General features: G+C 37.2%; 16 protein-coding genes. 5 read left to right on the forward strand and 11 right to left on the reverse strand.

The annotated features are described in order from the left end of the window. The first annotated feature begins 118 nt into the window (after window positions 1–118). Complete coding sequence (locus tag EXE10_RS00115) at window positions 119–1342, forward strand: magnesium transporter CorA family protein (RefSeq protein WP_130111946.1); 1224 nt, start codon at window positions 119–121, stop codon at window positions 1340–1342. A 41-nt stretch (window positions 1343–1383) separates the two neighbouring features. Here EXE10_RS00115 and EXE10_RS00120 read toward each other — a convergent pair whose 3' ends face one another. The 7 genes from EXE10_RS00120 to EXE10_RS00150 all read right to left on the reverse strand — a co-directional run bounded on the left by EXE10_RS00120 (window position 1384) and on the right by EXE10_RS00150 (window position 7865). Beyond that, window positions 1384–1653 (reverse strand): YdcH family protein, encoded by a 270-nt coding sequence (locus EXE10_RS00120; RefSeq protein WP_068973785.1) that lies wholly within the window; start codon window positions 1651–1653, stop codon window positions 1384–1386. A 120-nt stretch (window positions 1654–1773) separates the two neighbouring features. Next, a complete protein-coding gene (locus EXE10_RS00125; protein ID WP_130111947.1) occupies window positions 1774–2112 on the reverse strand; it encodes a chaperone modulator CbpM in 339 nt (112 codons plus the stop codon). 48 nt (window positions 2113–2160) lie between these two features. Beyond that, complete coding sequence (locus EXE10_RS00130; RefSeq protein WP_130111948.1) at window positions 2161–3126, reverse strand: DnaJ C-terminal domain-containing protein; 966 nt, start codon at window positions 3124–3126, stop codon at window positions 2161–2163. 256 nt (window positions 3127–3382) lie between these two features. Then, window positions 3383–3826 carry a DUF2147 domain-containing protein gene (locus tag EXE10_RS00135; protein ID WP_087553008.1) on the reverse strand — a complete coding sequence of 148 codons (444 nt, stop codon included), beginning with the start codon at window positions 3824–3826 and terminating at the stop codon, window positions 3383–3385. Window positions 3827–4216: 390 nt separating this feature from the next. After that, the gene (locus EXE10_RS00140) at window positions 4217–5092 is read right to left on the reverse strand and encodes an Hsp33 family molecular chaperone HslO (protein WP_130111949.1); all 876 of its coding nucleotides are present in this window, start codon (window positions 5090–5092) and stop codon (window positions 4217–4219) included. An 87-nt stretch (window positions 5093–5179) separates the two neighbouring features. Beyond that, window positions 5180–7075, reverse strand: a complete 1896-nt coding sequence (locus EXE10_RS00145; RefSeq protein ID WP_130111950.1) for a monovalent cation:proton antiporter-2 (CPA2) family protein — start codon at window positions 7073–7075, stop codon at window positions 5180–5182. 166 nt (window positions 7076–7241) lie between these two features. Continuing rightward, window positions 7242–7865, reverse strand: a complete 624-nt coding sequence (locus EXE10_RS00150; protein WP_130112037.1) for a class I SAM-dependent methyltransferase — start codon at window positions 7863–7865, stop codon at window positions 7242–7244. A gap of 182 nt (window positions 7866–8047) precedes the next feature. Here EXE10_RS00150 and EXE10_RS00155 point away from each other — a divergent pair, with 182 nt between their 5' ends. Both EXE10_RS00155 and EXE10_RS00160 read left to right on the forward strand, forming a co-directional pair. Next, window positions 8048–8638 carry a hypothetical protein gene (locus EXE10_RS00155; protein WP_087553011.1) on the forward strand — a complete coding sequence of 197 codons (591 nt, stop codon included), beginning with the start codon at window positions 8048–8050 and terminating at the stop codon, window positions 8636–8638. Between the two features lie 80 nt (window positions 8639–8718). Then, complete coding sequence (locus EXE10_RS00160) at window positions 8719–9126, forward strand: protease inhibitor I42 family protein (protein ID WP_130111951.1); 408 nt, start codon at window positions 8719–8721, stop codon at window positions 9124–9126. Between the two features lie 108 nt (window positions 9127–9234). Here EXE10_RS00160 and EXE10_RS00165 read toward each other — a convergent pair whose 3' ends face one another. Both EXE10_RS00165 and EXE10_RS00170 read right to left on the reverse strand, forming a co-directional pair. Further along, window positions 9235–9756 (reverse strand): hypothetical protein, encoded by a 522-nt coding sequence (locus tag EXE10_RS00165; RefSeq protein WP_130111952.1) that lies wholly within the window; start codon window positions 9754–9756, stop codon window positions 9235–9237. Between the two features lie 33 nt (window positions 9757–9789). Beyond that, window positions 9790–10566: a class I SAM-dependent methyltransferase gene (locus tag EXE10_RS00170; protein ID WP_130111953.1), complete on the reverse strand. Its 777-nt coding sequence runs from the start codon at window positions 10564–10566 to the stop codon at window positions 9790–9792. A 115-nt stretch (window positions 10567–10681) separates the two neighbouring features. Here EXE10_RS00170 and EXE10_RS00175 point away from each other — a divergent pair, with 115 nt between their 5' ends. After that, complete coding sequence (locus EXE10_RS00175; RefSeq protein WP_130111954.1) at window positions 10682–11944, forward strand: hypothetical protein; 1263 nt, start codon at window positions 10682–10684, stop codon at window positions 11942–11944. Window positions 11945–11967: 23 nt separating this feature from the next. On the opposite strand, the gene EXE10_RS00180 is transcribed toward EXE10_RS00175, so the two are convergent. Together EXE10_RS00180 and EXE10_RS00185 are read right to left on the reverse strand one after the other, a co-directional pair. Continuing rightward, on the reverse strand, window positions 11968–12312 hold the full coding sequence (locus tag EXE10_RS00180; RefSeq protein ID WP_228256753.1) for a hypothetical protein: 345 nt from the start codon (window positions 12310–12312) through the stop codon (window positions 11968–11970). A gap of 234 nt (window positions 12313–12546) precedes the next feature. Further along, on the reverse strand, window positions 12547–13665 hold the full coding sequence (locus tag EXE10_RS00185) for a fatty acid desaturase (RefSeq protein WP_130111956.1): 1119 nt from the start codon (window positions 13663–13665) through the stop codon (window positions 12547–12549). Between the two features lie 82 nt (window positions 13666–13747). On the opposite strand from EXE10_RS00185, the gene EXE10_RS00190 reads away from it, so the two are divergent. Beyond that, complete coding sequence (locus EXE10_RS00190) at window positions 13748–14446, forward strand: TetR/AcrR family transcriptional regulator (protein WP_068973772.1); 699 nt, start codon at window positions 13748–13750, stop codon at window positions 14444–14446. Window positions 14447–14499 lie beyond the last annotated feature (53 nt).

Here is a 14499-nt window from a genome sequence, read left to right on the forward strand (position 1 = left end):
CGAGCGCAATTGACGTGGGATTCACAATTTTCTTTAAAAGAGCCTGCTTCATGCAGGCTTTTTTATGGCATGATACGAGTAAGGAAGACCAACAATAATTTTTTTAAAAGCTGTGAATATGCAAAGTTTTTATTTTTTTCAGCATCCTGAAGCACCCTTTACCTGCGTACAAAAAGAACCTGTATTCAATGCAGAGCAGCAGTTTGTCTGGATTGATTGTACCCGTGAAGATGTGGTGAATCGTGCAGAACAGTGGCAACAAGAAATATTGCAAAATACTCAAATTCAGGTCAATGAATATCATTTAAAAGATCTTTTAAATATAGAACATCCATGTGCATTCGATGCGATGGAGGATTATGATTTACTCATTTTTAGAAAGCTGATTACCCCAGACGATCAAATTAATAGTGGGGAAAATGCACTAGAAAAGCATGACACAATATTTGGATTAGCCACATCACCAGTCAGTTTTATTATTACCTCTCATGCACTAATCACGGTACATGAAAAAGGTAATCATGCTTTTGAAAGCTATCTCACACGAATCATGAATATCATGAGCAAAAGTATAGATGAGCAAAATAAACCGCGTAAATTAGCAACGACGCCTGTCGATTTAGCCTTACGCTTACTCAATAGTATGGTGGATGGATATTTAGACCTGCGAAAGCCTTTGTCTCGCCGTGTAGAATTTTGGCAACAAGAACTTTTACAAGGCAATCGTCGTTTTGCCAAGTGGCATCAGCTATTTCAGGAAAATATGGTCTTTCAGCAAATTGAGAATTTGTGTGAGGAGCAGATCGATTCTTTACAGGAATTACGCGATGAAATTGTTGAAAATTACACCCATTTAAAGGGTAAAAAACACAATGAAAAACAAGATATTATGCTTGTTCGAGTGGATGATTTAACCAGTCATGTTGAGCGAATTCAAAAATATACAGTTCGCTTAAGTACAGCGATTCAAACAGCGATTGATCTACATTTTTCTGCTATCGCCAATCAAACTAATGAAAATATGCGGATTCTCGCAATCATTACCGCAGTATTTGCACCATTAACTTTATTAACCGGTGTATATGGAATGAATTTTGAATTTATTCCAGGCTTAAAGAGTCCAATTGGTTTTTGGATCATGCTCAGTGCAATGTTGATTTGTACTGTAGGATTACTGATCTATTTTTATCGACGACATTTGGTTGGGCGAGGGGAAAGGAGTGTGATTGATATGTTGGTGCAACAACATAATAATCAACACGTTAACTTTTTATGGTTTTTGGACTATGAGCCGATTAAACAAACCATGAAAGAAGTTGAAAAAATAACAAAGCTAAAGTAATCACATAGCTAGAGTAATCATAAAACTGACATAATTATGGATTATTCTAGTGATACATTCATGTGAGCAGACCTTTGTAAAATTGAATAAAGCTGATCTTTTAATCGCAGTTTTTTTCGTTTGAGCTGTTCAATATTTTCATGAATATGATTGAGTGGATCAAGCTCTAGCTGACTAATTTCACGATCGAGTTCATCATGATCAGTTAAAAGCTTGGCAAAATGTGGATCTTCTTGTTTGAGGATACACATGAGATTGTGATGTTCTGGGAACATGTGTTTCAACTTTTTATTCATTACTTTCGAATTCATTAGAGCCCTTAACCTCTTATTTATAAAATTCTAAATCATAAAACAAAACGGAAAGACAAGTTCTCCATCATGACAGGTTAAATAATAACCTGCCACTAGGTATTAACAATTTGAAATGAATTAGTGTGAATGTAGATGACGGTGTTTGACTTGTTTCCGTAATTGTTGAACCTCATCAAGTAAATCCATCATCATTGCAACAGCAGATAAACTTGCTTCAAAATCTCGTTGAAGGCGATAGGCTCGTCGAGCACGTGCAATGTCTTCTCCAAAAAATTGATGAATACGATCTTCTGGTCGAGCAGGTAAGATTTCATATTCTAGTAATTGTAAAATCCACTCAGGGCTTTGACCACAGGCTTGGGCAAAATTTTTGAGATCTAAATTTAGGTTTTCATCTACGATTTCGGCATCTTGGAAACCGTCATAGACAATTTCACGGTATTGAATAGTTGTCATGATTGCTCTCCTTTAGCAGAGTGATTGATTTATCAATCAATTATTCAGTTATGAACGTGGGTTAAAGTCATGAAAAGCATTGGAAAAATCTTGATATGCTTTTTGCTGTTGTTCTGTGTTGGCCTTTGGATAAACGATATTGATGACTAAATATAAATGTCCAGGTACTTTTGCAGGGATACCTTTATCTTTTAAGCGCAGTTGTTGATTATTTTTGGCATTCTGTGGGACATTCACTTTGACTTTACCTGCTGGTGTATCTATTTCAATACTTTGCCCCAGTGCTGCCTCCCAAGGGGTAACATCTACGGTGTAATATACATCTGCGCCTTCGACACGAATACGATCAGTATCTTGGTATTGAATTTCGATATATAAGTCACCATTTTCACCGCCATTAATTCCAGCCTGTCCTTGTTTAGAAAGACGAATTTGTTGTCCTTCTTTCATTCCCTTTGGAATTTTTACTTGAAGTGTTTTTCGTTGAACTTCGGCTTCGCCATAAGCATTATAAGTCGGAATTTGTAGGGTGATGGTTTGTGTTGAACCTTCATAGGCAATATTCACAGGAACTTGAATACTGGCGTGTTGATCTTCACCTTTATAACTACGTTGTTGAGAGCCTCTTTGTCCATATTCTTGTTGACGACCGCCACCAAACCCACCACCAAAACGTCCAAACAAATCTTCAAAACCGCTAAAGTCTTGACCACTTGTATTGCCACTTGAACGATAGAATTGACTGCCATCAAAGCCACTTTGTCCATTGCTTTGTCCGCCAAAGCCTGCTGTATTGGCATAAGGGTTGTCGAGTTCGAAATCGTATTGTTTTTTCTTTTCTTCATTACTGAGCGTGTCATAAGCGACATTAATGCCTTGCATTCTTTCCTCAGCATCAGCTTCTTTACTCACATCTGGATGATATTTTCGAGCCAATTTACGATATGCTTTTTTAATTTCATCAGGCGTCGCAGTTCTTGAAACTCCCAGTTCTTCATAATAATTTTTTGCCATATTCTCAGTCATTAATTGTTTATCTTTATTATAGTTTTATGCTTTTTTTGAGATCTATGGAAGCCTTTCTTCGTGTTGTTATTGTTTCAAAATTTATAGCTGAAAAATGAGTTCTAGATCAATGTTATTTTTATTCAAATATTGAACAAGTATTTTCACGTTATTGGGGATTATTGTTTATAGTTTCAGGTTATTTAAATCCATTTAGGATAAGGCAGGGCTTATAAAAAAAGCGCCGAAGCGCTTTAATATAAATCTATTCAATTCTCAACCAAGTCACACTCCGCCCTAACATTGATACACCAATATATCCACGCATATTTAAGCGATTATTTTTTGCATTTACTTTGGCTTTCCCTTTATAAACTTTACCTGATAACGGGTCTAATACTTGCCCATCAATAAATTCATTTGGGTTATTTGGATCCTGTTTAAATCCTGAAATAATCTGTAAGCCCACGTAAGGTGCATTTTTTAAGTTCCCTTTACACTGTAAGCATTTCGGTTCTAATGGTTTACCTGGTAATGGACGGATAGTATAAATTTTCCCTGAATATGTGCCATCTGGATTTTTTACAATTTCGACATCGGCACGAGAATAACCTGTTTTATCATCTACAGTTTTCCATTTTCCTGTTAAATCATAAGCATGGCTTAGGCTTGTAATTAGGCTCAAGCAGCAGAGTAAAATCTTTTTCATATTCTTACATCCTTTTTTATTTAAATCATAAGTATGAATTATTATGAATAGACTCTACCTTTTATAAGTATAAATCAAGATTTTATTTTTTTAAATATATTTATTTAAATCAGTGGGTTATTTATTATTAAAGGTATAATTTTTGAATGGGTTTGATCGAATATATACTGTTTATTTTTTATTTTGAGTGATTTAAGTTTTACTAATTAAAGTTGCAGTATTTGATAAGAATAAAATAAATGATTTTATGTTAAAATGAGGTGTGTGTCACAAATTTATGTTTGGTTTTTCGGGTATTATTTAAATATAAAAATATGTATTAATCTGCAAAAAAAATAGCAAACTTAAGTTTGCTATTTAAACTGAATCAATTTAAGTTGGTGGAATTATTTAACTTAAATGCTCACCAAAGAGACTGAGTGCTTCTTTTGCAGTGAACTGATATTTTTTATTACAGAACTGACAATCCATTTCGATTGGGTTTTGAATTTCTAAAGTTTCTTTGACCGCATCTAAACCAATTTGAATCAATGCATTTTGACACTTCTCATGTGAGCAAGTGCAGTTAAATTGCAAGTTTTCCACTTCTGGAAGACGAACTTCTTCTTCATTGTATAAGCGATAAAGAATGTCTTGGGCTTCCAAATCGGTTAATTCTTCAGATTTGAGTGTTTGAGTCAGCATGATTAGGCGTGGCCACAAATCTTCATCGACACGTTGCTGTTCCTCTTCATTATTACGCGGTAATAATTGAATGAGTAAGCCCCCCGCATTGTGATGTGTACTAGCCAAAACAATACGTGTAGGAATTTGTGCAGACAAATCGTAGTACTGCATTAAGCAACCTGCAAGTGTTGGTTTATCTAAAGGTACGATACCTTGATAACGCTCACCATGTTCAGGTTCAATATTAATAAACAAAACTGGTTGTTGTAGGGTGTTGAGTACAGTGCTGCTGTCTTCACTGAGCATGAAGTGTGGATCTTCTTCGTAATCTGCAAGTGCACGTACATCACCTAGGTGATTGCATTCCGCCATTGCCCATTTAAAAGTACCTTGCGCTTGGATTTGTAAGCTGATACGTCCTTTAATTTTTAATGTGCTGGCAAGTAACGCAGTTGCACAAAGCATTTCACCCAAAAGAATAGCGACCGCTGGTGCATAGTCTCGTTGAGATAAAATGGTTTGTAGTGCCGTATCTAAATGCACAACTTCACCGCGAACAGGGCTGTCTTCAATATAAAAACGTTGACGTAAATCAGTCATAAAATTCTCCAAATCCCTGTTTAGATGGTGGCGATATTATAAATCACAAGTTTATTTTGTACTAAAACTTGATGGCTATATGTACGATCAGTTTTCATCATCACGAATAATATGAAAACGATCCTGCTTTTGCTGTGGTGCTTGAGTTTTCGGCTCTGGTCGCTCCAAACCTGATTCGTCCAAATCAGGGTCATCTTTGTATTGCTCTGGATTTTGGCTATCCACCTGGGTATCACTTTCAAATAGATGTTCCAGTTCTGAAATAAAATCACGGTAGCTTTCAAAGACTTTTTGTTCATCGGTAAAAATACGTTGTTGCCGTGCTAAAAGTTCTTCATCGTAATTTCTAAACAGTTCAACGCTATTATAAGCATCTTCTTTACTGACGCCTAATTCACATAAAGCACGATAGCCCATACCCAAAGACGTTAAGTATGTTTCACGCCAGATGTGTTTAACCCCGACATCACGAAGCAAATGCATGTGATAACGGTCACGTGCGCGAACCAGTAATGTTAGGTTGGGATAATTCAATAAAATATGGCGCGCAACATTCATTGAGTCTTCCACATCATCAATGGCAAGTACAAAAACTTTGGCTTGCTCGATGCCTGCGGAACGTAATAAATCAGGTTGTGTCACATCGCCATAATACAATGTGCCACCATAGCGACGGACAAAATCAATTTTTTGCAGATTATTATCAATTGCGGTAAATCGAAAATGACGAATACGTGCCAAACGAGCAATGATTTGCCCAACACGACCAAAACCTGCAACGATCAGTGCAGGGTGATCATTGGGAATTTCATCATATTGAGGTTCAGTATTTTTGTTGAGTAAAGGCAAAATCCAAGTGGAAACGACCCAAAATACAACGGGTGTAAACACCATTGATAGCGTCACAACCAATGTAATCGGTTCCATGATGGCATCCGTGAGGACTTTTTCACTTTTGGCGACATTTAACACCACAAAGGCAAATTCACCGCCTTGAGCCAAACAGGTTGCAACCATCAAACTGTTCGACCAACTCATCTTCTTAAATCGCGCAATCGCAGTCATGACGAGCATTTTGATGAGGATCAATCCTATTGCACCACCAACGATGAATAAGGGCATATCCACAATCAATGAGATTTGCGTGGTCATTCCCACAGTCATGAAAAATAGACCGAGTAACAAGCCTTTGAAAGGTGCAATACTGGCTTCTAACTCATGACGGAATTCAGAATCTGCTAGAAGCACGCCAGTGAGGAATGCACCAAGTGTAGTACTGATTCCGAGCGTGTCCATCAACAGTACGACGCCTAAAACGATAAATAATCCAACAGCAGTAATCAGTTCTGTCGCACCACTTTTTGCCACGAAGCGGAAGAAAGGGCGCATCACATAGCGGCTAAATAAAAATAACCCTGTAAATGTCGCAATGATCGCTGCGAAATAAGCCACACCATGATGACTGGATTGACCACCTGCTAACATTGGAATCACAGCAAGCAGTGGAATCGCCGCAATATCTTGAAAGAGTAAAATTGAAAAGGACTGTTGACCATGTGTGGTATTCAGTTGTTGTTTTTCTGCAAGCAGTTGCAGTACAAATGCTGTTGATGAAAGTGCCAGTGCAAAACCAATCACAAAGCTCGCGGAAAGGCTTTGTTGCAACACGAGGAACGTGGTTCCCATGAGCACAATGCCAGTTACTATGACTTGTAAGCTTCCCATCACGAAAATCGATTGGCGCATTTCCCACAATCGTTGAGGACGTAATTCTAAACCGATCAAGAACATCAGTAAGATTACGCCGAACTCTGCAAGGTGCATGATTTCTTCAGGATCATTGGCGATATTAAATACGCTTGGTCCAAGCAATATTCCTGTAAATAAGTAACCAAGTACTGTTGCAATACCGAGTTTTTTCCCGAGTGGAACGAGAATGAGCGCGGCGCCAAGAAATAGCGTGATTTGGAGTAGCAGTGACATGCACACCTGTCCTTAATTTTTTTCTTTCTAAGACAAGTGTAACTTGATTTTGTTAATAACTTTGCATTTTTTGCGTGGAGTTTATGGGACCTCAACGAAATGAATTTATTGTATCGTAGAGGTCATTGAGCTTGTGGTGAATAGAAAATAAGTAATGAGAGAGATATTAAATTTTTTGTGCTCTTGCCATGAACATACGCCGTCCGACTTTGGGTAAATCTTCCGCATCAAAATAATATTTCTCAGCAAATTTAAAATTGGCATTTAAAAGTTCAAGCTCAATATTCCGATTCAAATGGCAACCATCTGCAATAACTTTTTGTACAGGTGTCAAAATATCCTGCAATTTTTTGAGCGTGTTGTTATCGTTATATTGTACATGTTCAATCAAATGAAACGTTCCATTTGGTTTTAGAACACGACGAACTTCCTGAATAGCTTGGTTTAAACCTGCAATACTGCATAAGGTCCAAGTGCTGACTATACTATCGAGTGAATTATCTGCAAAAGGTAACTTTTCGGCACTGGCTTGAATATGTTGTACATGAAAAGGTGCTTCGGAGACACGTTTATGCGCAAGTTGGTAAACATCTCGATTGGGTTCAAGCGCGTAGAGCTGATCGACAGCTTGATAAAAAGGTAAATTCAAACCTGTACCAAAACCAATTTCCAGCACTTCACCGTGTACTTTACGCAGTAACTCTGCACGACCATCCATCATACTTGGGGTTTGCATAATTTGATTGAGTAAATGCGGGAAAATGCGTTGCTGGTAAAATTTATAGATCATCATTTTAGACTGTTGTATTTGTATTGATTCGATTCTAACCAAAGCAAGCGTGGAATATAAGACAAAAATATGACGAAATCGCTGTATTTTGTTACCTAAACTCGATATTTATTTTAAGTTTTTATGTGAATAATGCAGTTATATCGATGAAAAATGTACGTTGTGGTGATTAGGAGCATGCGATGAATAAAAAGTTAATCTATGCAGGATTGTTGGCATTGAGCGCTTTTCAGGTTCATGCTTTTCAATCGACAACATCTGCACAGAAAGTTGAAATAAATCCTGCGTTCAATATCGCCAATGGTTTAGCGCCAACTGAACAGCAACAGAAAATTTCAGTATTAGAGCCATTTCGTGGTGAGTTTCGTATTTTAGGCTCAAAAGAATATAACGATGATGAGCAAGCAAAGTTTTCACCGATTGATTATGCGGTAACGCGTGGTTTGTTTACTCATCCAGAAATTGCACGTCAGATTTCGATCAACCAATACGATCGTTATTTAAATTGGCAAATGGCGAAGCCACCGATTCCTGCACAGTATGCAACTCAGTTGGTGAGTAATATGCATATCATTCCTGCTAATCCTGAAATTGCTAAAGAAATCAAAAAAGTAAAACGTGGTGACTTGGTACGTTTAACGGGTGATTTGGTTCAGGTCAATGACAAAGATTTGGTGTGGAAATCTGCACTCGATTGGAATGGTGTCGGGGATGGCGCATGTAAATTGATTCGTGTTGATTCAATTAAGTGGTTAGAAAATCAAAAACTCTAAATTCAAATTGAGCCAAAGCTGAGATGATGCTAAGTTATTGGCTTAATTTTAGGCAATATTTATAACAAAGAGTTTGACGAATGAAAGGTTTAGCGTATGTGACCATGTTGGTATTGGGTTTAGGATTGACCGCTTGTCAAAGTTCCAATGCGCCTAAGAATACGAGAACACATGAATATACGCTCAAACAAAAGTGCCCAACTTTGATGGATATGAAAGTGGGTGATGTACTTGTGTTTAATGCACCTGAAAATCCAAGCACGGGTTATCAGTGGCAATTGTTGCAACCGTTGAAAATCTTTAAAACTGAAGAAACGTATACGCAGAATGAAGTAGAGCAGGGTGCTGTAGGTGTCGGTGGGACAAAAACTTTCCGCTTTAGTGCTGAAAAACCTGGACAGGATTATATTGAGTTAGTTCATATTCGTGCATGGGAATCGTCTAAGCAACCTGATCAGCAATGGCGTTGTCGTATTCGAGTATCATGATTTTTAGATAAAACATAGACTTATGTTAAAAAGCCCTATTTGATTATAACCAGTAGGGCTTTTTTAATGGATAGTCACAGGGAAAAATAGATAAATAATCTGACGAAACTATGATTTTTTCTCAGTTTGATTTTTCCAATGCTGTAATTGCTTCTGAGCTTGCATATATTCATTCATCCCTTGAACCGATTGTTTTGCTTCTACTGATGAGTTTTCTTTGAGTTGTTTTTGCTGCGCTTCCCAAGAGCTATAGAGTAAACCTTGGATATAACGTCCTTGCTCGGTATGTAAATCTAATTCTTTAAGCATGTTGAATGCGGATTGAATATTATCTTGACGGCGACTGAGTTCAAATTCAGGGGTTAAAGAGCCCTCTTGTTGCATTTTTATGATTTCATTTTCCATTTCATCACTTAAAGCTGAAAAATGATTATTAAAATTGACTAATATTTCAATATCTTGTGAATCATGTTCTGTTGCAGGGAATTCTTTGATTGGTGTTGCATCTAGTTGTTGTTCAACTTTGTTTTGTGGATCTGTTTTTGTTGCCTCTTGTTCAGGTGATTTATGACATGCACTGAGGATTAAACCGGAACAGAGTAATGTGATGATTGGCAAAGCGGTTTTCATATTGGCATCCTGAAATGATAAAATTACGGTATCTTAATCTTGCTTTATAAAACTATAAACATAGGTTGTATAGGGAAAATCAATCTCATCTTCAGCACGTTTGCCTGTATATTCAAACACTATTTGTTCGAATCGTTGTTTGAGCTTAAGCTGTTCCGCATCCGACATTGCAGCGATAAAACTGGTGGAAAGTAAACGTTTACTCACGACATTTTCCACTGTACCTGTTTGTAACTGGGTAAAGGTTTTGCTACTGACCAGTTCAAATAGTGATTGATCCTCAAAGACCTGTTTCCATTGTCCACTGTGGTAACGAGGTGTGTCACCTTCCATGGTGGCGAGCAAATCTGCCAATGCTTTGACCCAATCCACATTTTCATCACGTTGATTCCAGACCAGTCCGAGATGCCCTTGTGGTTTTAAAATACGATGAATTTCAGTGAGGGTTTCAATATTAGCAAACCAGTGAAATGCCTGAGCGCACAAAACAGCATCAACACTGCTACGATCTAGTGGAATTTGATCACTCTTGGCTTGAAGCGTTTGTACATCAGGATGTACTATTTTCAACTGTTCCAACATTTCTGTGACAGGTTCGACAGCAGTGATATTGGGTGTGGCTTGTTTTAGATAGGCTAAGAATTTTCCTGTGCCTGAACCTAGATCAATCGCAGTGGAATGAGGATTGAGTTTTAAGTCATCCTTTAACCAATCAACCACTGCTTGTGGATAATTTGGTCGTACTTGTTGATAAAGTTCAGCAGCAGAACTGAAACCTTTTTGAGCAGCAGGATGTAAGGAATGTGTCATATTTTGCGCTTTTTTATCTGACCAGACTCTATAAAATATGACACTTGAAGCAATGAATAGGCAAGTGCCAATTCATTTAATTTCAGCCAATGAGAGAGCTTTGCTCGGTGTGCGAATGGACAAGCAAATAATTTTTGAAGACGAACATATCAGAGCAATCTATTTACAAGGAAGTGCTGACACACTGGTTCTGTCTTTTGGGGACTTGATCACCCGTGCCAAGGGTACGTCGATCAATGCTGAAAAGTCTTTGATGAAATATGATTATGCTGTGGTAGGCATCATGCCGAAACAAAAATCATGGTTTCCTGCTTCAAGCATGACAGCTTTACTTGAGCACATTACGCCAATTTTAAAACAGTATAAAAATATCGTCGGTTATGGTGGTTCGATGGGGGGCTACGCTGCAATCAAATATGCGCGTGCTTTGCAAATGAATCGTGTGGTGGCGATGGTGCCACAGTATTCAATTGATCCAACAGAAGTTGAAGATAAACGCTACACCGACTTTTATGATCCTGAATTAAATTCAGACATGCGTATTCAGGCGAAAGATATTATTGCTGAGTGTGAATATATCATTGTCTATGATCCTTATTTCGAACATGACAAAGAGCATTATTTAAAAATAAAACCGCTAATTCCTCAGTTACATACTTTGCATTTGCCTTATACAGGACATGATGCGATTGCGGTGTTGGCAAACTCTGCATTACTACACGATTTTATTGAACGTCCTTATGATCAGACTTATTTTTATAAGCAGATTCGTGAGGTGAAGAAAAACAGTAAATTTTATTATCGTAGTGTGATTGCGCATTTACTTGGAACACATAACGAAGCATTAGGTAAAATTCTAAAAGGTTCAGATATTCAACTGGATAGCACTTTTTTTGATGCCAGTCTGAAGCAAACGATTACCCGTATTTTATTGACCAATAAACGTGTCGATGAGCAGGATCTACAAAAATTAGGGATTCAGGTTAATTTTGCCTTTGAGGATAAATCTCAACTTAAAGATAGTTATGGCAATATTCTAGTGTTCAATGTGATTACGCAAAAACTGGAAAGTTATGATCAGCAAGTGATTGATGTGAATGGTAAATATATTATTCCATTGCATGTTGAAAATAATGGTTTGGCGCAAGTTGAGATTAAAAAACAAAACTATTTGATTTGTATGAATGACCGCCGTGTCACCAAGCTATTTAAACACGATGATGCTTTGTCTTTGGATATGAATCCAATCGTGATCAAAAAGACCACGGACTTTTATGTGCTGAGTTATAAAAACTTTTATATGAGTTGTGATATTCAGGGGCAAGTCAGTTTTGATGATGAAAGTTTGAATGAGTTCTGTCACTTTAAGATTGCTTAAAGTGACATGTTTTAGCGTATTGTTTAGGTACATTGCTTGAGATAAGTGCTAGGAAATAATGACTTAAAATATTTATACCGTTTTAGCATTTCAGCATCAGTCAATGGATAAACTTCACTTGAACTTTGATAAATACCAGTAACAGCGCCTAAAGAACCTTCTTCCCCTTTCTTATAGCGATATTGGAAAGTCTTACATGTCGCTTTATATAATGTTTGATTGTTAATGTAATAATTGTAAATATGCTGTTGATTAGATAGGTAAAACTTAGCTTCGATTCGACAACCTTGTTCTATTTGAATGAGTTTGAAATAATTACCTTCATCAGTATGGATGTCCTCGTTATCTAAGTTATCAATAGATTGCAAAACTTTTTCACTTGCAAAAACATTCGTTGCGGATACACAAAAGCAAAGTGTAAATATGGATAATGGTTTGAGTGTTTTAAAATTCATTTTTTATGGTGATTCGACTGTGGTGCTTAAATTTTATTCACTCTAATATAAAGCCAAACCAATCGATTTAAAATAAAAAAGAGGGCACATGCACGAGCCCTCATCAATCGGAAAGTTCCTTACTTTTTTATTTATTGTTGTTATTTCTCATGATTTTCCTGATTCAAATCTACGGTTAGCACGTTTGAATGTACCAAAGTCATTAAAACGCACGCCATTTTCTTTCATCACTGGGTAGCAGTCCTGTGCAATTGCTTGGCGGATATAGAATGGATCACGTACCACAAAGTGATGGATTGCATGTGTACCTGCAAAATTAAAACAGAACGCTTGTAGTGGTTTCATGCGCCAATCTGTCCACACTTGGCATTGCTGAACGATATTGCCATCTTCTACATCACCGTAATAATGCATATTTGAGCTGGTGAAATGCAGGCTCAGCGTTCTGAGGAAATTCGGTGCAGCAATACTGACGGCATAGAACTTGGTTGTCTTATCCGCCAATTTCCATAGTTTATTTTTAGGTTGCTTTATGCCAACAGCTTTCATTGCCAGTTTTGCGACTGACATTAGTAAAAAGCCATGCCATAAAGCATAGTGAATATGCCCCAAAGGCGTATAACCTGATGAAACTTTTGCTTTTAATTTTAATTTTTCAGTTTTTGTTAAGTTTTTCTGGGCATTGACATAGCGATTGGTGGTTTTCATCATGGTGATTGGGCGCAGATAAACCGCCAACATATTGTCACCAGTCATGATCAGACGCTTTAAGCCCCATTTGTCACCATTGTTAATACCACGTTCTTCAAGATCACTTTTCGTGCCAGATGACTTGTGATGATGTATATGAATATCACGACGAATCCACGGGCTGATGGTACTTGGACGGAACATATAGACCGCACCCATCATCAAATTATGCATATTTTTATTTTTACGGAAATACATTTGGTGAATCAAATCATGCTCAAGTTCATGCAAGATTGACATCCAAAATGCAGAAAGTGGAACTGCCACATACCAAGGCATTTTCCCTCTAGCGTATTGTGTTATATTGAAAATAATTCCAGTGACAGCTAGGGTTAAAATACCCAGACCAATTTGATCTTGGTGCTGAACTAACCACGGATGACGTTCACGTAATTGATCACCGACCTCTAAAATCCCTTTACGGATTTTTTGATTGCGTAATGCATCTTCTGGATCTGCAAAAAGTTTAATTTTGCTTTGTTTTGACATTTTTACATCGGAAAGGGGTAAATTCATTTCCGTTTTCCTCTATATTTTTTGTATGACTGCAAGGAAGATATAAAACCAACATTTGTTGGATTTTTGAAGAGATTAGCTGATGATCAAAATACCGTCAACATCTGTATTAAAAAAAGTGACGAAGAAAGTGAACAAGCCCAAACAAGAACGTTCACAAAAACGTATGGAAACGATGTTAGAAACAACTGAAAAATTGTTGTTATCCATTGGAATTGAAAAGATTTCTATTCCTGAAATTGCCAATGCTTCTGGCGTGCCACGCACCAGCATCTATCAATTTTTTCCGACGAAATACGATATTTTACGTCATATTGCACTGGCGCATTTGAATGATCTGGTCAAGCAATTGGGGCAAACTGCTGTACGAGTTCTGACTGAAAACCCGAAAGCCAGTATTGATGAATACGGGCGATTATTGACTGAAAGTATGATTCGAGCGACGGCTAAATTTTTTAATGAATCTGAAATTGCCAGTTTATTGATTCTGAGTGGTCCATTTACACGACAGGCTTATTTGGAATATCAAATTGAATTGAAAAAGGTCAGTGAGGGAGTTCGTAAAGCTTTAGAAATGATTAAAGTTGATAATTATGTGCCACAACAACCAGATACCTTAACCATTCTTATGGAGTTGATTTTTACTTGTATGAAACATGGCTATTACAATGAAAGTTATATTTCTGAAGCAATTATTCAGGAAGCGTATCGGATGGCAGTTGCCTACTTAACGGCATTAAAAAATAGATCTTTTAACTTTATTCCTACAACAGTTCAGTAGCTTGTGATAAATACCTGATATATTTCATACTTGTAGTTTTGTATGTTTATAAC

It is taken from the genome of Acinetobacter sp. WCHAc060033 (assembly GCF_004209125.1).
Classification (GTDB): domain Bacteria; phylum Pseudomonadota; class Gammaproteobacteria; order Pseudomonadales; family Moraxellaceae; genus Acinetobacter; species Acinetobacter wuhouensis.